At 74.0% G+C, this 20,071-nt stretch carries 17 protein-coding genes; 10 read left to right on the top strand and 7 right to left on the bottom strand.

Going from position 1 to position 20,071, the window contains the following annotated elements:
- Positions 1-77 precede the first annotated feature (77 nt).
- The 4 genes from meaB to ACFYP3_RS18645 form a co-directional block, all read right to left on the bottom strand.
- The gene (meaB, locus tag ACFYP3_RS18660; RefSeq protein WP_362856612.1) at positions 78-1,061 is read right to left on the bottom strand and encodes a methylmalonyl Co-A mutase-associated GTPase MeaB; all 984 of its coding nucleotides are present in this window, start codon (positions 1,059-1,061) and stop codon (positions 78-80) included.
- Positions 1,062-1,071: 10 nt separating this feature from the next.
- Positions 1,072-3,255 carry a methylmalonyl-CoA mutase gene (gene scpA, locus ACFYP3_RS18655; protein ID WP_388833363.1) on the bottom strand — a complete coding sequence of 728 codons (2,184 nt, stop codon included), beginning with the start codon at positions 3,253-3,255 and terminating at the stop codon, positions 1,072-1,074.
- The gene (locus tag ACFYP3_RS18650; RefSeq protein ID WP_388833360.1) at positions 3,252-5,117 is read right to left on the bottom strand and encodes a methylmalonyl-CoA mutase family protein; all 1,866 of its coding nucleotides are present in this window, start codon (positions 5,115-5,117) and stop codon (positions 3,252-3,254) included. The genes scpA and ACFYP3_RS18650 overlap by 4 nt, the downstream gene beginning before the upstream one ends.
- A gap of 330 nt (positions 5,118-5,447) precedes the next feature.
- Positions 5,448-5,837 (bottom strand): hypothetical protein, encoded by a 390-nt coding sequence (locus tag ACFYP3_RS18645; protein ID WP_388833358.1) that lies wholly within the window; start codon positions 5,835-5,837, stop codon positions 5,448-5,450.
- 231 nt (positions 5,838-6,068) lie between these two features.
- Between ACFYP3_RS18645 and ACFYP3_RS18640 the strand changes: the two genes are divergently transcribed.
- A complete protein-coding gene (locus ACFYP3_RS18640) occupies positions 6,069-6,566 on the top strand; it encodes a hypothetical protein (RefSeq protein WP_388833356.1) in 498 nt (165 codons plus the stop codon).
- Between the two features lie 13 nt (positions 6,567-6,579).
- Here the strand turns inward: ACFYP3_RS18640 and ACFYP3_RS18635 are convergent, their stop codons facing one another.
- A complete protein-coding gene (locus ACFYP3_RS18635; protein WP_388833353.1) occupies positions 6,580-7,704 on the bottom strand; it encodes a MerR family transcriptional regulator in 1,125 nt (374 codons plus the stop codon).
- A 1,356-nt stretch (positions 7,705-9,060) separates the two neighbouring features.
- On the opposite strand from ACFYP3_RS18635, the gene ACFYP3_RS18630 reads away from it, so the two are divergent.
- From ACFYP3_RS18630 to ACFYP3_RS18595, 8 genes are all read left to right on the top strand, one after another.
- Entirely contained in the window at positions 9,061-9,999 is a 939-nt protein-coding gene (locus ACFYP3_RS18630; RefSeq protein WP_388833350.1) for a TauD/TfdA dioxygenase family protein, read from the top strand.
- Positions 10,000-10,405: 406 nt separating this feature from the next.
- On the top strand, positions 10,406-10,966 hold the full coding sequence (gene ssuE / locus ACFYP3_RS18625; RefSeq protein ID WP_388833347.1) for an NADPH-dependent FMN reductase: 561 nt from the start codon (positions 10,406-10,408) through the stop codon (positions 10,964-10,966).
- A gap of 99 nt (positions 10,967-11,065) precedes the next feature.
- Positions 11,066-12,100 (top strand): ABC transporter substrate-binding protein, encoded by a 1,035-nt coding sequence (locus tag ACFYP3_RS18620; protein ID WP_388833344.1) that lies wholly within the window; start codon positions 11,066-11,068, stop codon positions 12,098-12,100.
- A gap of 8 nt (positions 12,101-12,108) precedes the next feature.
- A complete protein-coding gene (locus ACFYP3_RS18615; RefSeq protein WP_388833341.1) occupies positions 12,109-12,903 on the top strand; it encodes an ABC transporter ATP-binding protein in 795 nt (264 codons plus the stop codon).
- A 734-nt stretch (positions 12,904-13,637) separates the two neighbouring features.
- Positions 13,638-14,387 (top strand): ABC transporter permease, encoded by a 750-nt coding sequence (locus ACFYP3_RS18610; protein WP_388833412.1) that lies wholly within the window; start codon positions 13,638-13,640, stop codon positions 14,385-14,387.
- 103 nt (positions 14,388-14,490) lie between these two features.
- Positions 14,491-15,825, top strand: coding sequence for an LLM class flavin-dependent oxidoreductase (locus ACFYP3_RS18605; RefSeq protein WP_388833338.1), 1,335 nt, complete (start codon positions 14,491-14,493; stop codon positions 15,823-15,825).
- Positions 15,822-17,411 carry an FAD-dependent oxidoreductase gene (locus tag ACFYP3_RS18600; RefSeq protein WP_388833335.1) on the top strand — a complete coding sequence of 530 codons (1,590 nt, stop codon included), beginning with the start codon at positions 15,822-15,824 and terminating at the stop codon, positions 17,409-17,411. Before ACFYP3_RS18605 ends, ACFYP3_RS18600 begins: the two co-directional genes overlap by 4 nt.
- The gene (locus ACFYP3_RS18595) at positions 17,408-17,761 is read left to right on the top strand and encodes a 4Fe-4S dicluster domain-containing protein (RefSeq protein ID WP_388833332.1); all 354 of its coding nucleotides are present in this window, start codon (positions 17,408-17,410) and stop codon (positions 17,759-17,761) included. Before ACFYP3_RS18600 ends, ACFYP3_RS18595 begins: the two co-directional genes overlap by 4 nt.
- Before the next feature lie 58 nt (positions 17,762-17,819).
- Here ACFYP3_RS18595 and ACFYP3_RS18590 read toward each other — a convergent pair whose 3' ends face one another.
- Together ACFYP3_RS18590 and ACFYP3_RS18585 are read right to left on the bottom strand one after the other, a co-directional pair.
- Entirely contained in the window at positions 17,820-18,740 is a 921-nt protein-coding gene (locus ACFYP3_RS18590) for an NADP-dependent oxidoreductase (RefSeq protein ID WP_388833329.1), read from the bottom strand.
- A gap of 37 nt (positions 18,741-18,777) precedes the next feature.
- On the bottom strand, positions 18,778-19,485 hold the full coding sequence (locus ACFYP3_RS18585; protein WP_388833326.1) for a DUF2470 domain-containing protein: 708 nt from the start codon (positions 19,483-19,485) through the stop codon (positions 18,778-18,780).
- Positions 19,486-19,642: 157 nt separating this feature from the next.
- On the opposite strand from ACFYP3_RS18585, the gene ACFYP3_RS18580 reads away from it, so the two are divergent.
- A complete protein-coding gene (locus tag ACFYP3_RS18580) occupies positions 19,643-20,038 on the top strand; it encodes a cell division protein SepF (RefSeq protein WP_030721444.1) in 396 nt (131 codons plus the stop codon).
- Positions 20,039-20,071: the final 33 nt, after the last annotated feature.

Here is a 20,071-nt window from a genome sequence, read left to right as displayed (position 1 = left end):
CACGTTCCAGCCCCGCCGGCGTTCGAGGCGCGGGGGCTCGGAGGCAGAGGCCCCGCAACGGCGCCCCACGCGCCCCGTCAGCCGCGGCCGAACGCCGCCAGGATCTGGTCCGCCGCAGACGTGGCCGTGACGGTGCCCGCCCGGACCGAGGCCTCCAGGCCCGGGGAGACGTCCCGTACGGCAGGATCCGCCCGCAACCGCTCCAGCAGCTCCTCCCGGACCATCGACCACGTCCACTCGACCTGCTGCGCAGCCCGCTTCGCCGCCAGCCGGCCCCCCGCGTCCAGCAGCGTCCGGTGCTGTTCGAGCCGGTTCCACACCTCGTCCAGCCCGGCCGACTCCCGCGCGCTGCACGTCAGGACCGGCGGGGTCCACGCCGCGTCCACGGGGTGCATCAGCCGCAGCGCGCCCGACAGCTCCCGCGCCGCCGCCTTCGCGTCGCGCTCGTGCGGCCCGTCCGCCTTGTTGACCGCCAGGACGTCGGCCAGTTCCAGGACGCCCTTCTTGATGCCCTGCAACTGGTCGCCCGTACGGGCCAGGGAGAGCAGCAGGAAGGAGTCGACCATGCCCGCCACCGTGGTCTCGGACTGGCCCACGCCGACCGTCTCGACGAGGACCACGTCGTAGCCCGCCGCCTCCATCACGATCATCGACTCGCGGGTGGCCTTGGCGACCCCGCCCAGCGTCCCCGCCGAGGGGGACGGCCGTACGAACGCCGCCGGGTCCACCGACAGCCGCTCCATCCGGGTCTTGTCACCCAGGATGGAGCCGCCCGTGCGCGTGGACGACGGGTCCACCGCCAGGACCGCGACCCGGTGGCCCAGACCCGTCAGCATGGTGCCGAACGCGTCGATGAAGGTGGACTTGCCCACCCCCGGGACACCGCTGATGCCGATCCGGCGGGCCCGGCCCGCGTGCGGCAGCAGCTCCGTCAACAGCCCCTGCGCCAGCACCCGGTGAGCGGGCAGGGTGGACTCGACGAGAGTGATCGCGCGCGCGATGAACGCGCGCTTCCCGTCGAGCACCCCCTTCGCGTAGGCCTCGATGTCGATCTTCGGCACCGGCGGCCGCCTACAGCTCGTGGCCCAGGTCCGCGGCCAGCCGCGTCACCAGGTCGTGGGCCGCGTCCGGGATCACCGTGCCGGGCGGGAACACCGCCGTCGCGCCCATCTCCAGCAGCGTCGGGACATCCGCCGGCGGGATCACCCCACCCACGACGATCATGATGTCCTCGCGGCCCTCCTCCGCCAACTGCTCGCGCAGCGCCGGTACGAGGGTCAGGTGGCCGGCCGCCAGCGACGAGACGCCCACCACGTGGACGTCCGCCTCGACGGCCTGACGGGCCACCTCCGCCGGGGTCTGGAACAGCGGGCCGACGTCCACGTCGAAGCCCAGGTCGGCGAAGGCCGACGCGATCACCTTCTGGCCGCGGTCGTGCCCGTCCTGGCCCATCTTGCACACCAGGATGCGCGGACGGCGGCCCTCCGCCTCCTCGAACCGGTCGATGAGCGCACGGGTGCGCTCCAGGGACGGGGACTCGCCTGCCTCGGTGCGGTACACACCCGAGATCGTACGGATCTGGCTCGCGTGCCGCCCGTACACCTTCTCCAGTGCGTCGGAGATCTCACCCACCGTGGCCTTGGCGCGCGCCGCGTCCACGGCGAGGGCCAGCAGGTTCCCGTCCCCGCGCTCCGCCGCGTTGGTCAGCGCCCGCAGGGTGTCCTGCGTGACCGCCTCGTCGCGCTCCTCGCGCAGCCGCCGCAGCTTGGCGATCTGCTGGGCGCGCACCGAGGAGTTGTCGACCTTCAGGACCTCGATCGCCTCGTCGTTCTCCACGCGGTACTTGTTCACGCCGATCACCGGCTGCCGCCCGGAGTCGATGCGCGCCTGCGTGCGCGCCGCGGCCTCCTCCACCCGCAGCTTCGGGATGCCCGCGTCGATGGCCTGCGCCATGCCGCCGGCCGCCTCGACCTCCTCGATGTGCTGCCACGCCCGCCGCGCCAGGTCGTACGTCAGCTTCTCGACGTACGCGCTGCCGCCCCACGGGTCGATGGACCGGCAGGTCCCCGACTCCTGCTGGAGCAGCAGCTGGGTGTTGCGGGCGATGCGCGCCGAGAAGTCCGTCGGCAGCGCGAGCGCCTCGTCGAGGGCGTTGGTGTGCAGCGACTGGGTGTGGCCCTGGGTCGCCGCCATCGCCTCGATGCAGGTGCGCGTCACGTTGTTGAAGACGTCCTGCGCGGTCAGCGACCAGCCCGAGGTCTGCGAATGCGTGCGCAACGACAGCGACTTGGCGTTCTTCGGGTCGAACTGCTTGACCAGGCGCGCCCACAGCAGGCGGGCCGCGCGCAGCTTCGCGACCTCCATGAAGAAGTTCATGCCGATCGCCCAGAAGAACGACAGGCGCGGCGCGAACGCGTCCACGTCCAGCCCGACCGCCTGACCCGCCCGCAGGTACTCCACGCCGTCGGCGAGGGTGTACGCCAGCTCCAGGTCGGCCGTGGCCCCGGCCTCCTGGATGTGGTAGCCGGAGATGGAGATCGAGTTGTACCGCGGCATCTTCTGCGAGGTGAAGGAGAAGATGTCGGAGATGATCCGCATCGAGGGCTTGGGCGGGTAGATGTAGGTGTTGCGGACCATGAACTCCTTGAGGATGTCGTTCTGGATGGTCCCGGCCAGCTTGTCGGGGGAGACGCCCTGCTCCTCCGCCGCCACGATGTACAGCGCGAGGACGGGCAGCACCGCGCCGTTCATCGTCATCGACACCGACATCTTGTCCAGCGGGATCCCGTCGAACAGCTGCCGCATGTCGTAGATCGAGTCGATCGCCACGCCCGCCATGCCGACGTCGCCCGTCACGCGCGGGTGGTCGCTGTCGTAGCCGCGGTGCGTCGGCAGGTCGAAGGCCACGGACAGGCCCTTCTGACCGGACGCCAGGTTGCGCCGGTAGAAGGCGTTGGACTCCTCGGCCGTGGAGAAGCCGGCGTACTGCCGGATCGTCCAGGGCTGGTTCACGTACATCGTCGGGTACGGGCCGCGCAGGTACGGGGCCACGCCCGGGTACGTCTGCAGGAAGTCCAGGCCCTCCAGGTCCCGCCCGGTGTACAGCGGCTTGACGCCGATGCCCTCGGGGGTCTCCCACAGCAGGTCGGCGGCCGCGGTGCCGGTGGACTCCTTCACCGAAGTCCGCCACTGCTCCTCGGAGACCCCGGCGGCGCAGGAGCCGAGCGACAGCTCGGAGAAATCGGGGATGCTCAAGACGGCACTCCCATCCGGTCGAGTACGGAGGACAGCACGGCGACGGCGTCACAGCCGGCGAAGACGTACGCGTCCACGGAAGCCTCTGCGGTGCCCGGCCGCCCGGCGAGGAAGACGGTCGTGGCGCCCGCCGCGCGCAGGGCCCCGGCCACCGCCGCGGCCTGCTCCTCGTACAGCGCGTCGCTGGAGCAGATCACGGCCGTGCCGTCGGCGCCACTGGCGGCGTAGGCCGCGGCGGCGCTCTCGGCGTCCACGGAGACGGGGTCGTGCACGGGCTCGATCCCGCCCGCCTGGAACAGGTTCGAGGCGAAGGTGGCCCGCGCGGTGTGCGCGGCCGCCGGGCCCAGCGCGGCGAGGAAGACCTTCGGCCGGGCCCCGGTCGCCGCCAGGTGCGCGTCGCTGCGGGCGCGCAGGGCCTCGTACGCCTCGTCGCGCCGCACGCGCGGCAGTCCGCCGGTGGGTCCGGCGGGCGCGGGCTCACGTACGACGGGCTTCTCCGACAGCAGCGGGAACTCGCTGACGCCGGTGATCGGTTCGCGGCGCTTGGCCAGCTTCTTGGAGCGCTCCGCCCAGGTGGCGGCCAGCCCCTCGGCGACCAGACCCGAGCGCAGGGCGGCGGCCTGGCCGCCGGCCTTCTCGACGGTCCGGAAGAACTCCCAGGCGGCGTGGGCCAGTTCGTCCGTGAGTCGCTCCACGTAGTACGAGCCGCCGGCCGGGTCGATGACCCGGGCCAGGTGCGACTCCTCCAGCAGGATGGTGGAGGTGTTGCGGGCGATCCGGCGCGCGAAGGCGTCCGGCAGACCCAGCTCGTGGTCGAAGGGGAGCACGGTGACCGAGTCCGCGCCGCCCACGCCCGCGGCCATGCAGGCCACGGTGGTGCGCAGCATGTTCACCCACGGGTCGCGGCGGGTCATCATCACCGGCGAGGTCACCGCGTGCTGGAGCTGGGCACCCGCCTCCGGGGCCCCCGAGGCCTCGGCGATACGGGCCCACAGCCGGCGCGCGGCGCGCAGCTTGGCGATGGTGAGGAACTGGTCCGCGGTGGCGGCGTAACGGAACTCCAGCTGTCCGAGGGCGGCTTCGACGCCCAGTCCGGCCTCGGTGAGGGCGCGCAGGTAGGCGACGCCCGTGGCCAGGGACAGGCCGAGCTCCTCGGCGGCGCTGCCGCCGGCCTCGTGGTACGGCAGGGCGTCCACGGTCATGGCGCGCACCCCGGGCCAGCCGGCGGCGGCCTCCCGGGCCAGCTCCACGGCGGCGGCCGGATCCAGGGCTTCCCCGGTCCGGGCCTCGTGGCCCAGCGGGTCGGCGCCCAGCGAGGCCCGCGCGACCTCGGGGGCCACCGCGCTCTCGGTGAACAGGCGCAGCAACTCGCGTGCGGCTTCCGCGTATTGGGCTCCCGCGTCCAGGGAGATCGGAGCGAGGTCCAGGTAGACCCCCTCCAGCGCCCGCGCGAGGCCGTCGACCGGGAGGCCGCCCGGGCCCACGGTGAACCAGAGGGAGGTGACCCCGTTCTCCAGGTCGGCGAGGGCCGCCTCGTTCACGCGCACCGGGTCGGTGCCCGCGAGGCGCTGGCGCACGTCCCAGCCGTTCGCGGTGGTGCCCTCCGGCCGGCCTCCGCGTACGAAGGGGGCGAAGCCGGGCAATCCGATGTCGGGAGCCGTCCCGTCGGGCGGCGCGGTGTACAGCGGGCGGGTGGTGAGCCCGTCCTCGAGAGGGGTGGACAACGCATCTTCTGCGGCCGCGCCGGAGGCTTCCTTGCCCGACTTGCGCAGTACGCCTTCTACAAGGCGCTGCCACTGCTCATGCGTCGCGTCAGGGAACTCGGCGGCCAGGGAGAGCCCGTCGTCAGGCAGGACCGTCATGGCTCGAATGCTAGGGGCGGGCGCTTGGGGCGCACCATACCGTCCGGTGTGATCTCGCCCTCTCGTGAGATCCGGCAAGGATCTTGACCACAGGGCTGAGCAGCACCGTTGTCGGGGTACTGGAGAGTAGGGCCGGACCCGCGCGCGTTACCACGATCCGCCGGAGATCTCCACGGAAGGGCGGGCGCTCCGTCGCGGCGCCCCCGCTCTCCCGGTGACCTCCCCCGTACGGGACGCCTCACCAGCGCGGTCCTGCCCGCGAGCACCGGATTGAACACTTCCGACAGAAGCACGGGTCCCGGACCCGGTCCTGCCACTCGGGGCCCCGGGTCAGGGGATGTGGACGCTGTCGACCACCACGAGGGCCTCGTCGAGGGAGAGCTGGTCGCCGGGCAGGTCGTGGACGGTGAAGCCGACGGTTCCCCCGGGGGTCTCCAGCCCGTACCCGCGGACCTCCACCGACTCGCCGCCGGCGGTGGGCACGGAGTTCTTCCGCACCTCGACCTTTCCGGGCAGTTCGGCCGTGATGCCACTGGGGGGATCGGTGGTCTTCACCCACTCCACGGCGGGCGTCGCGGTGACGGCGCCGACATACGCGGGCGGAGCGGCGGAGAGGGCGGGGGCGGCGAGCGCGGGAGCGCAGGGGAGCCAGCCCGCGGCCACCAGGGCGGCCGAGGCGGAGAGCATCAGGAGGCGGCGCGTACGCGGACGGTCGGTCATGCAGATCACTTCCTCCGGCGGGGTGGCGGGGTGGCGGGGTGGCGGGGCCGGGGACGGACGATCGGTGCGGCTTCCCGGCCCGCCCTCCCAGCGTCCGCCCCGACGGGTCCGGAGGCATCCGGACGGGCCCGCCCCGGGCGTGTCTGCGGTGGTGCGTTCCGTCCGGGCGGTACGGGTGGGGGGCGGGCCGGCGGCGCCCGTGGCACGGGGCGCGAGTGGCGGGAGTCGGTTGTGACGATGGTCGGACTGTTCTGGATCACCCCGGACGCCGTGTACGTGGGGTCGCCGCCGAACGCCCTCGGGGGCTGCGTGCGGCTGACCGGCGACGGGCCGGAAGCGGTGGACCCCGACGGCGACCGTGCGTGGACCTGGGCAGGGCTGCGTTCCGCGGTCGTCGACGACGTGCCCGTCGAGGGCTCGTCCGGTCGCGCCTCGAAGCTCCTCGGGGCGGTGGTCTCGGCCGCGCTCGGCGCCTTCACCGGCGAGGGTCCGCCCGAGATGACGCTGCGGCTGGAGACGGAGAACGGGCCGGACCAGGTGACGGTGTACGCCGCGGTCGCCGGCTACGGCGCCGAGGAGACGGCCCTCTCCCAGGAGCTGCTCGCCCGCTTCGTCGCGGGGACCGCGGACCCCGGGAGGCCGGCGGCCTGGGGCCGCGATCACGCCGCGGACGGTACGCCCGCGGCGGCCGAGCGGGAGTCGCTCCTGCGCACCTGGGCCCGGCCCTGAGCGGGCCCGGGCGTCAGTCCTCCAGGCGGACGGGCATCAGCAGCGAATAGGCGTCCTCGGTGTCGGTGCGGCGGACCACCAGGGGCGCGGTGGGGGCGCCGACCTCCAGGACCAGCCGGTCGCGGGCTCCGGCGGCGAGGGCGTCCAGCAGGAAGTCGCGGTTGACGGCGACGCGGGCCGGATCGTCGTCGCCGTCCTCGCAGACGCCCACCCCACCGGCGGCGGTCACCTTGAGCACGGTGAGGTCGCAGGTCGCCCCGTCCTGCCCGAGCGCCTCACCCGTACGGACCGCACCGGTCTCCACCGCCTCCCGGAACGCCGCGACATCGACGGGGACGCGGCGCCCTGCCGGCACGCGGACGAGGCGACGGTAATCGGGGAACTCGTGGTCGACGCACCGGCCGGCCGTCTGACGGTCCCCCGCCTCCCACGTCACCCGGTCACCGTCCACGGTCAGCCGGACCGGGGTCTCGTCGGTCAGCAGCGCCCGCATCGCGTCCACGAGCGGGGACGGCACGATGGCCTGCACGCGGGGCCCGCCGTAGCCGGTGGTGGCGGCCTGCGCGACAGCCAGCCGGTACCGGTCGGTGGCCACCACGCGGAGCGCGTCGCCCTCGATATCGAACAGGACGCCGCACAGCATCGGCAATTCCGGATCGGTGCCGGCGGCGAAGCGGACCGCATCCAGCGCGGCGGCCAGCTCGCGGGCGGAGACGGTCGGGCGGACGGTGGCGGTGGCGTCGGTTGCGGCGGTGGTGGCGGGGCGGAGCACGGTCATCGGGTCTTTCTCCCTGCGATCGAGGAGCGCTCGGACGGCGGAGAACGCGCTGCGGGCATCAGACAGGCCCCGTTCGAGACGGCGCAGGTGTACCTCCAGCAGCCTGCGCACCAGGTCGGTGTCCGCACCGGACCAGCCGGCCAGCACCAGCCGGATGTCCGCCAACGGCATGCCGGCCCGCCGCAGCCGGGCCAGCAGGCCGGCCTCTTCCAGCTGTTCGGGGCCGTACCAGCGGTAGCCGCTGACCGGATCCACCCAGGCCGGGACCAGCACGCCGGCCCCGTCGTAGAACCGCAGGGCGCTGACACCCAGTCCGCTGTCCCGGGCCATCTCGCCGATGCTGCGCATCTCGCTCTCCATACCGGGAACTCTGCGCCCTCCACCAGGTCGAGGGTCAACCGTGGCGGCGGCGTTGCGGCCTCGTGAAATCCAGCCATGGATTTTCGGCCGTCCAGGGCCGTGTGGATGATCTGTCGCCCTGACGGAAAGACCAGGTCGCGGCAGGTGTACGGAGTCAGGTGAGGGGTTCGTTCCGGCCACCTCGGAGAGCGGCGGGAGGGGGTTGACCGGCGGCGGGGGCACTGACAGTCTCCGAGCCATGTCCGCGACCGAACTCCTCGCCACGCGGCTCCACACCCCCGGCCTCTGTACCGAGCCGGGCGAGTGTCCGGGCCGCTGTCCGGCCCCCACGGCCTGACCCCCGCCCGCACGCCCTCCCGGACCCCGCCCCACGGGCCCGCCCGCGGAAGCGTCCTCCCGGACCGCCTCCTCCGCGGTCGGGCCCCGGGGCGCACCTCTCCGGAGCACTCCGGGCCGGCCCCCGGGGCGCGTGCCCTCCCGGGCCGGCGCCCACCAGGACCGCCTTCCCAGGACGACACGTCACCGGACCGCTGCCCGAGGGCCGCCGTCCCGAGGCGGGTCCCCGACCCGGCTCCCCCGACCGGGGACGTTCCGCACCACCGTGCCCGTCGGCGAGCCCACCTCGACTCGGCCCCCTGACCGGGGCGCCCGACGGGGGTCGACGCCGGGGAACGCCCCCACGGCTGCCCACGACGAACCCCGCCACGCCAGACCGGTACCCGCACCGGGAGGGTGCCCCGACCAGGGTCCGCCCATCCGGCAGGGCGGCCCGGGCGGGTGCCTCGCCGGAACCCACCGGCGCGGCCCCGCACCGGAGTTGTCCGACCGGGACGGTCCCCGACCAGGGGCCGCCGTTCCGCCCGCGCCGCCCGGGTGTGGGTGCCCCACCGGAACCCGTAGGGGCGGTGCTCGTTCGGGGGTGCCGTTCCGGCGTGGGTGACCGCGGCGCGTTCCCCACCGAGGCCCCAGGGGTGTCTCGTGCCGGGGTGGCTCGCCGTGGGCACCGCCCCCGGCGGGGTGCGCCTCGCCGGGGAGGTCCCGACGGGCCTCCCCACCAGGGGACTTCGGCCGGGACGGTCGCCCCGGGGTGTCCCACGGGCCTCGCCGGCGGCCCCGGCTTCCCCGGCGGCTCGCCCTACCAGGTGTGTCCGTCGGGGCGGGGTCCGTAGGCGGGGTCGCTGGCCGGGACCCCGCCGAGCAGCCGCGGGGCGGCCGGGCTCCCGAGGGACTCCGCGCCCTTCGGGGGCCGGCGCCCGCAGCCGTACCACCCGCACCGCACCACGTCACGTCACGTCACACCGTTCCGCCGCTGCGGCGGCCAGCCCGCCCGCAGCCAGTCCTCAGCAGGGAGCTCCCATGGCCACCACCCTTCCCGCCCCCACCGTCACCGTCACCAAGATCGGCGGCCTCATAGGCGCCGAGATCGGCGGCGTCCGGCTCGGCGGCGACCTGCCCGACGGCACCGTCGCCGAGATCCGCGCCGCCCTCCTCGCGCACAAGGTCGTCTTCTTCCGCGGCCAGGACCACCTCGACGAGGCCTCCCACGAGGCCTTCGCCGAGCTGCTCGGCGCACCCGTCGCGCACCCCACCGTCCCCTCCGCGGACGGCCGTTACGCCCTCGGCATCGACTCCCACCACGGCGCCCGCGCCAACCAGTGGCACACCGACGTCACCTTCGTCCCCGCCTACCCCGCCTTCTCCATCCTCCGCGCCGTCACCGTCCCCCCGTACGGCGGCAACACCCTCTGGGCCAACACCGCCACCGCCTACGACAACCTCCCCGAGCCGCTCCGCGCCCTCGCCGACGGCCTGCGGGCCGTGCACTCCAACGAGTACGACTACGCCGCCCTCAAGCCCGACGCCCTCCCCGAGGCCCTGGCCCAGTACCGCGAGGTGTTCACCTCCACCACGTTCCTCACCGAGCACCCGGTGGTCCGCGTCCACCCCGAGACCGGCGAACGCACCCTGCTGCTGGGCAACTTCGTCCAGCGGATCAAGGGCCTCACCGGCCGCGACTCCCGCGTCCTCCAGGACCTCTTCCAGTCGCACATCGAGAGCCCCGAGAACACCGTCCGCTGGCAGTGGCAGGCGGGCGACGTCGCGATCTGGGACAACCGCGCCACCCAGCACTACGGCGTGGACGACTCCGACGACCACGAGCGCACCCTGCGCCGCGTCACCGTCGACGGCGACGTCCCGGTCGGTCCCGACGGTGAACCCTCCCGCCTGATCAGCCCGGAGACCGTCCCGGACCCCGCCTTCGGCATCCCGTCCGGCGCCTCCACCACCGCCTGACCACCACCCGATCGCCCCCGCCCCGCACCCCCCGTTCCGCCCGGGCACTACCCACCGCCCCCGCCCGCACGGCCCCGTCCCCGGGGCACCGCCCGCCCGCACGGCTCCACCCCCGGGGCACCGCCCCACACCGCCCCGGGCACTACCCACCGCCCGCCCACACGGCCCCGTCCCCGTGGCACCGCCCCGCACCCCCCGTTCCGCCCGGGCACTACCCACCACCACCGCACGCACTGCACCGCCCCCAAGGCACGGCCCTCCGGGCACCGCCCCGCACCGTCCGGGCCCCGCCCGCCTCGCACCACACCGCCCCGCACCGCCCCGTTCCGCCCCGGGCACCGCCCGTACCGCCCAGTCCCTCCCGGGCTCCGCCCGGCCTCGCCCGTACGTCACCCAAGGAGCCCCCGTGCCCCACCTGCTCGCCATCACCGGCAGCCCCTCCGCCCACTCCCGTACCGCCGTCGTCGCCGACCACGTGCTGCGCCGCCTGTCCCACTCCGGTTTCGGGACCGCGCACCTGTCCGTGCGCGAACTCCCCGCCGCCGACCTGCTCGCCGCCCGCCGGGGCGAGCCCGAGATCCGCCGGGCGCTCGAAGCCGTGGCCGAGGCGGACGGCCTGGTCATCGCGACCCCGGTCTACAAGGCCTCGTACACCGGCCTGCTCAAGGCCTTCCTCGACCTGCTCCCGCAGGACGGCCTCGCCGGCAAAACGATTTTCCCGCTGGCCACCGGCGGCAGCCTCGCCCACGTCCTGACCATCGACTACGCCCTGCGCCCCGTCCTCGCCGCCCTCGGCGCCCGGCACGTCACCGCCGGCCGCTTCGTCCTCGACTCCTCCGTCGAGCGCGGCTCCGGCCCCGACCGGCTGCGACCCGAGGCCGAGCTCGACCTCTTCCAGGCGGTCGACGAGTTCGCCGAGGCCGTGCGCGCCGCGCCCGCCGCCGCCGCGCTCACCACCGCTCCGTAACACGACGCCACGACGCGACCCGACCCGACCCGACACCCGCCGACCCGACACCCCGACCACGCGAAGCGACCACGCAACCGCACCGACAAGGACCTCGTCATGCCCGCAGGATTCACCTCGACCCGCACCTCCCGACGCCAGTTCCTCACCCTGCTCGGCATCTCCGCGGCCGCGGTGAGCTGCGGCACGGCCACCGCCACCGGCGGCGGTTCCGGCTCGCAGGTCAAGACCCTGAAGTACCAGGGCGCGGTCGGTGCGGTCACGCTCCCCGAACTCGCTGCCGATCTCGGCTACTTCGAGGACGTCACGCTCGAATGGGTCGGCAACACCATCAGCGGCCCGCAGGACATCCAGTCCGCCGCCACCGGCCAGACCCACTTCGGCAGCGCCTTCAACGGCGCGGTCATCAAGCTCGCCGCCGGCAAGGCGCCGATCAAGGCGGTCATCTCCTCCTACGGCTCGGACCAGTACTCCTACGCCGGCTACTTCGTCCTGGAGGACAGCCCGATCCGCTCCGCCCGGGACCTGATCGGCAGATCGGTCGGCATGAACACCCTCGGCGCCCACTACCAGGCGCTGCTCGACACCTACCTCAGCCGCAACGGCCTCTCCAAGGCGGACGCGGCCAAGGTCGAGGCCCTGGTCATCCCGCCCGTCAACACCGAACAGGCGCTGCGCGCCAAGCAGATCGAGGTCGGGGTGCTCACCGGCATCCTGCGCGACAAGGCCGTCGCCTCCGGCGGTATCCGCCCGCTCTTCACCGACGTGGAACTGCTCGGCCCGTTCAGCGCGGGCACCTACATCATGACCGAGCGCTTCATCAAGCAGAACCCGGACACCGTACGGACCTTCGTGACGGGCGTGGCCAAGGCCATCGAGTGGTCCCGCACCACCCCGCGCGAGGAGGCCGTCGCCCGGATGACCGAGATCGTCAAGAAGCGCGGCCGCAACGAGGACACCACCGCCCTGCAGTACTGGCGCTCGTACGGGATCGCCGAGACGGGCGGCCGGATCCCCGACCAGGAGTTCCAGCTCTGGCTCGACTGGCTCGGCGAGCGCGGCGAGATCAAGCCGGGGCAGTTCAAGCCGTCGGACCTCTACACCAACGAGTTCAACGCGTACGGAAAGGGGTGACGGCCACCATGACGAAGATCGTGTTCGAGGGAGTACGCAAGACCTTCGGGGACTTCACCGCCCTGGACGGCATCGACCTGGAGATCCGCAGCGGGGAGTTCCTCGTGGTCGTCGGCCCCAGCGGCTGCGGCAAGTCCACGCTCCTCGACCTCCTCGGCGGCCTGGCGGCCCCCACGGCCGGGCGGATCCTGCTCGACGGCAAGCCGGTCACCGGGCCGGGCCTGGACCGGGGCATCGTCTTCCAGCAGTACGCGCTGCTGCCGTGGCGCACCGCCCAGGGCAACGTCGAGTTCGGCCTGGAGGCCACGGGGGTGCCGCGCCGCCAACGGGCTGTCCGGGCGAAGGAGTTCCTGGACCTCGTCGGACTGACCGGCTTCGAGGACCGGCACCCGCACCAGCTCTCCGGAGGCATGCGCCAGCGCGTCGCCATCGCCCGCGCGCTGGCGTACGACCCGGACGTCCTGCTGATGGACGAGCCGTTCGCGGCGCTCGACGCGCAGACCCGCGAGTCCCTGCAGGACGAGCTGCGCCGCATCTGGCAGAGCACCGGCAAGACCGTCGTCTTCATCACGCACGGCATCGAGGAGGCGGTCTACCTCGGGCAGCGGGTGGCCGTCATGACCTCCCGGCCCGGCCGGGTCAAGGAGGTCGTCCCGGTCTCGTTCGGCGACCGCGGCGGACTGCTGGGGGAGGCCCTGCGGTCCAGCCCGGAGTTCGCCCGCTACCGGCACGAGATCTGGAACCTCCTCCACGACGAGGTGGCCCGCGCCCAGCAACTGGAGAAGGAGGCGGCAGCCGCATGAGCACCGGAACCGACACCACCCCCCTGACCACCCCGCCCGCCCCGGCCCCGGCCGAGTCCGCCCCGGACGCGGGGACCGCCCCCGGCTCCGCCCGGCCCCCGGCCGAGTCCGCCCGCGCCTCCAGCCCGGCCGAGTCCGTCCCGGACGCGCGGCCCGTCACCACCGCCGCGGACGGAGCCTCCGCGCTCAAGGCCCAGGCTCCGGCCCGGGCCGGAGGCGGCGCCGTCCCGGCCGGTTACGTCCCGGACGCGGGGAACGTCCGCGGCCCGGCGGACTCCGCCCCGGCCCCGGCCGAGTCCGCCCTTGCCTCCGCCCCGGCCAGGTCCGTCCCGGAGGCGGGCAACGCCGCCGCGGTCGGAGCCTCCGCTCTCAAGGCCCCGGCCCCGGCCCCGGCCGAGTCCGCCCTTGCCTCCGCCCCGGCCAGGTCCGTCCCGGAGGCGGGCAACGCCGCCGCGGCCGGAGCCTCCGCGCTCAACGCCCCGGCCTCGGCCCAGGCTCCGGCCCGGGCCGGGGGCGGCGCCGTCGCCGTGCCGGACGCGGGGAGCGCCCCCGGCACGGCCGAATCCGTGCCGGAGGCCGGGCATGCCGCGGCCGCACCCGCCGGGGACCCGGCCGGGAAGTCCCCGGCGGGCGCCGACACCGACGCCGCCCGCGGGCCGGACCCGATACCCGCCGCACCCGCGGCCCCGGCCCCCGCGCGTACGAGAACCGCCGGGCTCGCCGTCGTACGCGCACTGAAGGCCGTCGCCGTGCGGAGCGCCGCGATCCTCGCGCTGGTCGCCCTCTGGGAGTTCGCCCCGCGCGCCGGCCTGGTCGACGCCACCTTCCTGCCTCCCATCAGCGAGGTGGCCGTCGCCTGGTGGGAGCTGGCCGGCGACGGCCAGCTCGCCGACCACACCCAGGCCAGCCTGATCCGCTCCTTCGGCGGCTTCGGCATCGCCGTGGCCGTCGCCGTCCCCCTCGGCCTGCTCATCGGCTGGTACCGGCCGCTCGCCGACTTCCTCGGGCCGCTGCTGGAGGTCTTCCGCAACACCGCGGCCCTCGCGCTGCTCCCGGTGTTCGTCCTGCTCCTCGGCATCGGCGAGACCTCGAAGGTGTCGATCGTCGTCTACGCCTGCCTCTGGCCCGTCCTGCTCAACACCATCAGCGCCGTGCGCAACGCCGATCCCACCCTGGTCCGGCTCGCCCGCTCCATGGACCTCTCGACGCCCCGCCTGTTCCAGAAGGTGATCCTCCCGGCCTCCGTACCGGCGATCTTCACCGGGATCCGGCTGGCCGGGGCCGTCTCCATCCTCGTCCTCGTCGCCGCCGAGATGATCGGCGCCAAGGCCGGCCTCGGCTATCTGATCAACGCCTCGCAGTTCAACTTCGCGATCCCGCAGATGTACGCGGGCATCGTCACCATCTCCGCCATCGGCGTGGCCTTCAACCAGCTGCTGGTCACCATCGAGCGCCGGCTCAGCACCTGGCGCGTCCCGGCCTGACGCTTCCCGGCCCGACGCCCGACGCCCGACGCCCTGCACCACGCACCCGGTGCCGAAACCGACGGCCCCCCGCTTCGCACCACCCGACCCACGAGGAACAGTCATGACCACCGCCCCCCGGACCCTCCACCTCAACGCCTTCCTCATGAACGCCGGGCACCACGACGCCGCCTGGCGCCACCCCGACAGCACCCCCGAACGCGTCACCGACCTGCGGTACTTCCAGGAGCTGGCCCGCACCGCCGAGCGCGGACGGCTCGACTCCATCTTCTTCGCCGACGGACTCGCCCTCTGGGGCAAGGCCCGCTACAACGCCCTCGGCGGCTTCGAGCCCCTCACCCTGCTGTCCGCCATCGCCGCCGTCACCGAGCACATCGGGCTGATCGCGACCGTCTCCACCACCTTCAACGAGCCCTTCAACACCGCCCGGAAGTTCGCCTCCCTCGACCACATCAGCGGGGGCCGCGCCGGCTGGAACATCGTCACCTCCGGCACCGTCGACGAGGCCCGCAACTTCAACCGCGACGAGCACCTGGCGCACCACCTCCGCTACGACCGCGCCCGCGAGTTCCTCGACGTCGCCACCAAGCTCTGGGACAGCTGGGAGGACGACGCGATCGTCCTCGACAAGGAGGCCGGCATCTACGCCGACACCGACAAGCTCCACCCCGCCGCCCACCGCGGCGAGTACTTCGGGGTCGCCGGACCGCTCAACGTCCCCCGCTCGCCCCAGGGCCACCCGCTCCTCGTGCAGGCCGGCTCCTCCGAGGACGGCAAGGAGTTCGCCGCCCAGTACGCCGAGGCCGTGTTCACCGCGCAGCAGACCCTCGCCGACGGCCAGACCTTCTACAAGGACCTCAAGTCCCGCCTCGCCAAGTACGGCCGCACCGAGGGCGACCTGCTCGTGCTGCCCGGCATCGCCCCGGTCATCGGCTCCACCGAGGCCGAGGCCAAGGCGCTGGAGCAGCAGCTCACCGACCTCCAGGTGCCGGAGTACGGCCTCGCCCAGCTCTCCGGCATGCTCAACGTGGACCTCACCGGCCTGCCGCTCGACGGCCCGCTGCCCGACCTGCCGGAGGAGCGGGACGTCAACGGCAACAAGAGCCGCTTCACCCTCGTCGCCGAGCTCGCCCGCCGTGACGGCCTCACCCTGCGCGAGCTGATCGCCCGCCTCGGCGCCGGCCGCGGCCACCGCACCTTCGCCGGCACCCCCGAGCAGATCGCCGACCAGCTGGAGGAGTGGTTCACCCAGGGCGCCGCCGACGGCTTCAACATCATGGCGCCCGTCCTGCCCACGGGTCTGACCGACTTCGTCGACCACGTCGTGCCGATCCTGCAGCGGCGCGGCCTGTTCCGCACCGAGTACACCGGCCGCACCCTCCGCGAGAACTACGGCCTGCCCCGGCCGGCCAACCGCCACACCAGGGGGAGCGCATGACCGATCACGTCACCGACGTCCTCGTCGTCGGCGGCGGACCGGCCGCGACCTGGGCCGCCCTCAAGGCGGCCCGGGCCGGGGCCCGGGTCGTCCTCGCGGACAAGGGCTACTGCGGGACGAGCGGCGCGACGGCCGCCGGCGGCACCGGCGTCTGGTACGTGCCGCCCGAGCCCGCCGCCCGCGAGGCGGCCATGGCCTCCCGTGAGGGACTCGGGGGCTACCTGGCCGACCGGCGCTGGATGGCCCGCGTCCTCGACGAGACGTACGACCGGATGAACGAGCTGGCCACCGAGGGCCGTTATCCCTTCCCCACCGGGCCCGACGGCCGGCCGCTCCGCAACGGCCTCCAAGGACCCGAGTACATGCGGCGGATGCGCATCCGGATCCGCCGCGCCGGGGTCGAGATCCTCGACCACAGCCCGGTCACCGAACTGCTCACCGACGCGGACGGCGCCGTCGCGGGCGCCGCCGGGTACCGCCGCCAGGCCCGGGAGCACTACCGGGTCCGGGCCGGCGCCGTGGTCCTCGCCACCGGCGGCTGCGCCTTCCTCAGCGGGGCGCTCGGCACCAACACCAACACCGGCGACGGCGCGCTCTTCGCCGCCGAGGCCGGGGCGGAGCTCTCCGGCATGGAGTTCTCCAACGCCTACGGCATCGCCCCCGAGGGCACCTCGGTCACCAAGACCGCCTTCTACTCCTTCGCCACCTTCTACCAGGAGGACGGCAGCGTGCTGGAGGGCGCGGCCAGCCAGGGCGGACGCTCGGCGATCGCCCGCGAACTCCTCACGGGCGCCCGCGTGTACGCGCGCCTCGACCGCGCCGACGAGAACGCCCGGGCCGCCATGCGCCTGGCCCAGCCCAACTTCTTCCTCACCTTCGACCGCCTCGGCATCGACCCCTTCACCGACCGCTTCGCCGTGACCCTGCTCGCCGAGGGCACGGTCCGCGGCACCGGCGGCATCCGGATCACCGGCGACGACTGCGCCACCGGCGTCCCCGGCCTGTACGCCGCCGGTGACGCGGCCACCCGCGAGGAGATCTGCGGCGGCTTCACCGGAGGCGGCAGCCACAACGCCGCCTGGGCCGTCTCCTCCGGCAGCTGGGCCGGCCGGGGCGCCGCCGCGCACGCCCTGTCCCTCGGTGCGGGACGGGCCGCCGACCGCCCGGTCACCGGCGCCGGCGGAGCGGGGCTGCGCCCGACGGGACGCCCGGCCGCGCCGGGCGGGCACCGCGCCGCCGTGGAACTCGTACAGGCGGAGGTGCTCCCGTACGACAAGAACTACCTGCGCCGCGGTGACGTCCTCGCCGCCTCGCTGCGCACTCTCGACGCGGCCTGGTCGCAGCTGCGGGCCACGCTCCACGGCGAGGGCGCGGAGCTGGTCCGGGCCCGGCAGGCGGCCGCGATGACGGCGCACGCGCGGTGGATGTACGCGGCCGCGCTCGCCCGGCCCGAGACGCGGGGGATGGCCAAGCGGCTGGACCATCCGCGGCAGGACCCGGCACTGCACCACCGGATCCTGGTGGGCGGCCTGGACCGGGTGTGGACCCGGCCCGCGGCCCCGGCGGGCACGGGGGTGGCGGCGTGATCGAACTGGTCTCGCACGAACGGTGCATCACCTGTGACAAGTGCATCGAGGTGTGCCCGACGGACGTCTTCGAGCGCGGGCCCGAGGGGATCCCGCTGCTCGCCCGGCAGGAGGACTGCCAGACCTGCTTCCTGTGCGAGGCCAACTGCCCGGCGGACGCGCTGTTCGTCTCGCCGCTGACCCGCCCGGCGGGGGACGACCCGGCCGTGCGGGACGAGGCAGCCCTGGCCGACCGGGGCCTGCTCGGCAGCTACCGGCGCGAGATCGGCTGGGGCGAGGGCCGGACGCCCGGGTCGCTCAGGGCGATCGGGCCACCGCTGGGAGGGGACCTGCGGCCGATCACGTCCTGAGGCCCGGGGGAGGGGGCGGTCTCTGCGGGACCGCCCCCTGCCGGTGCCGGTCCTCGCTTCAGACCGTCAGGACGATCTTGCCGCGGGTACGGCGCGAGGCGCTCAGCTCCCAGGCCCTGGCGGCCTCGGCGAGCGGCAGCACGTGCTCCACGTTGACGGTGAGGTCGCCCGCGTCGGCCAGTTCCGCGAGGAACGTCAGGTCGGCCGTGTCGGCGCGCACCCACAGCTGGTGGGCACCCTTGGCGGCGGCCTGGCGGTCGGTGATGGAGACGACCCGGCCGCGCTCCTTGACCAGGGACTGCAGGGTCTCCACGACGTCGTCCCCGTAGAAGTCCAGGGCCGCGTCGACGCCTTCGGGTGCCAACTCGCGGATCCGGTCCGCCAGGCCCTCCCCGTACAGCACCGGTTCGGCGCCGAGCCCGCGCAGGTAGTCGTGGTTGTGCGCGCCCGCCGTGCCGATGACCCGCAGGCCCAGCGCGACGGCGATCTGCACGCCGAACGAGCCCGTGCCGCCCGCCGCGGAGTGGATGACGACGGTCTCGCCGGCCTTGACGCCCACGCGGGTGAGGGCCTGGTAGGCCGTGAGGCCGGCCAGCGGGATGCCCGCGGCCTGCTCGAAGCTCAGCGCGCGGGGCTTGCGGGCGAGGGTGCGGACGGGGGCGCTGACCAGTTCGGCGTAGGTGCCGAGCTCCACCCACTCCTTGCGGACGTAGCCGTACACCTCGTCGCCCACGGCGTAGTCGAAGGTGTCCGGGCCGAGCGCCTCGACGACTCCGGCGACGTCCCAGCCGGGTATGACGGGATGGCGGACCTCGAGGATCGGGTCGAGGTATCCGGCGGCGAGCTTCCAGTCCACCGGATTGACCCCGGCGGCCTTGACGCGGACGAGGACCTCGCCCGGTCCCACCTTCGGCTGCGGTACGTCGACGAGCTGGAGGTTCTCGGCAGTTCCGTATGCGCTGTACGTGATGGCCTTCATGATCACCCCCAACGGGGCCCCGCCGGACCCTATTCCCTCACGCGGGCAGGGTGTTGCGGTGCGAGCTCCGGCGGGCCGCGCCGAAGAGCGCCTGGATCTGCGCACCGGACTGCTCGACGTCGTCGAGGGGGGAGGGGAAGGGCAGCGTCACGTCCCGGTGGCCGCGCCGCTCCTCCAGCCGCAGGGTGATCCCGTACCGGTCCATGGCGACCGGGAGCGCGCGCACGACGGCCGCGGTGGGCAGCGGCCGGACCAGGCGCAGCAGCAGGGTGACGAGGTCGTGGTGGTCGTCGAGGAGGTGCGTGAGCATGCCCGCCTCGTACGGGGCGAGCGGGTCGGGGCGGGTCGCCTCCAGCTCCTCCAGGCCGACGTCAGCGAGTCCGTGCCCGGTTTCCAGGACGGCCCGGCCGAACTCCACGCAGGTGGAGTCGGCGGTCTCGTCCACGTACGGGGTGAGCAGGCGGCCCAGCACGGTGACGCGGGCGCGCACCCGGTCGCGTACGGGGGTGGGGGCGACGTCGGTGAACTCCAGTCGGATCGTGGGCCGGTACTCGCCGTCGCCGCCCGGTTCGGTCGGGTGCAGGTGGAGTCGGCCCATCGGGTCGCCGCCGTCGAGGTGGCGGACCTCGGTGCGCTGTTCGTCGGTGATCAGCGTCATGGAGTGGGCGGCGGCCAGGATCGACCGGATCCGCTCGGCGTCGGTGGGCCGGGCGGCCGGGGTGGCGGGGGCACCGGACATGCGCATGCGGATCTCTCCCTCGTCCGAGTAAGTTAGGCATGCCTAACCTAACTCATCTTGTGCCCGGAGAGTACCCGGCACGGTTCGTGTCGCTGTTGGGCTGAACGGGTGAAACGCGAGAGGATGGGGGGATGCACAAGAAGCGCGCGGCCGAGGCGGCCCGGTGAGCAGGTACGACGTCACCGACGAACAGTGGGAGGGGCTCGCGCAGGTGGTCCCCCTGCGCAGTCGCAACGAATGGCCCTCCCGGGTGGACCACCGCACGATTCCCAAGGCGCCCGGAGCGTCGGTGGCGGAGCAGCGGCGCTTCGTGGTGATCAGAGTTCAGATCTTCGCGGACGCGCGGGAGGTGGCGGAGTACCTCATCGCGCAGATCCCGGTGCTGCTCGACCTCACCGGGGCGGACAGCGAAGTCGCCAAGCGCATCCTGGACTTCAGCAGCGGCGTGGTCTTCGGGCTGGGCAGCGGGATGCACCGGGTGGACCGCAACGTCTTCCTGCTGGCGCCGGTGGGGACCGAGGTCGAGGGGATCGCGGCCGCGGCCGTCCCCCGTTCGTAGGAAGGTCCACGCGAGGGAACGGTTCGTCGGGTC

Source organism: Streptomyces sp. NPDC005533 (assembly GCF_042871845.1).
Classification (GTDB): domain Bacteria; phylum Actinomycetota; class Actinomycetes; order Streptomycetales; family Streptomycetaceae; genus Streptomyces.
This window is presented reverse-complemented; position numbering and strand designations above follow the sequence as displayed.

Bases quoted from the DNA above. Each gene is read 5' to 3' on its own strand.
- ACFYP3_RS18585 (WP_388833326.1), bottom strand. From the start codon at position 19,485: ATGCGCATGTCCGGTGCCCCCGCCACCCCGGCCGCCCGGCCCACCGAC.
- ACFYP3_RS18635 (WP_388833353.1), bottom strand. From the start codon at position 7,704: ATGGAGAGCGAGATGCGCAGCATCGGCGAGATGGCCCGGGACAGCGGA.
- ACFYP3_RS18605 (WP_388833338.1), top strand. From the start codon at position 14,491: ATGACCACCGCCCCCCGGACCCTCCACCTCAACGCCTTCCTCATGAAC.
- ACFYP3_RS18620 (WP_388833344.1), top strand. From the start codon at position 11,066: ATGCCCGCAGGATTCACCTCGACCCGCACCTCCCGACGCCAGTTCCTC.
- ACFYP3_RS18650 (WP_388833360.1), bottom strand. From the start codon at position 5,117: ATGACGGTCCTGCCTGACGACGGGCTCTCCCTGGCCGCCGAGTTCCCT.
- ACFYP3_RS18615 (WP_388833341.1), top strand. From the start codon at position 12,109: ATGACGAAGATCGTGTTCGAGGGAGTACGCAAGACCTTCGGGGACTTC.
- ACFYP3_RS18600 (WP_388833335.1), top strand. From the start codon at position 15,822: ATGACCGATCACGTCACCGACGTCCTCGTCGTCGGCGGCGGACCGGCC.
- ACFYP3_RS18645 (WP_388833358.1), bottom strand. From the start codon at position 5,837: ATGACCGACCGTCCGCGTACGCGCCGCCTCCTGATGCTCTCCGCCTCG.
- ACFYP3_RS18630 (WP_388833350.1), top strand. From the start codon at position 9,061: ATGGCCACCACCCTTCCCGCCCCCACCGTCACCGTCACCAAGATCGGC.
- ACFYP3_RS18590 (WP_388833329.1), bottom strand. From the start codon at position 18,740: ATGAAGGCCATCACGTACAGCGCATACGGAACTGCCGAGAACCTCCAG.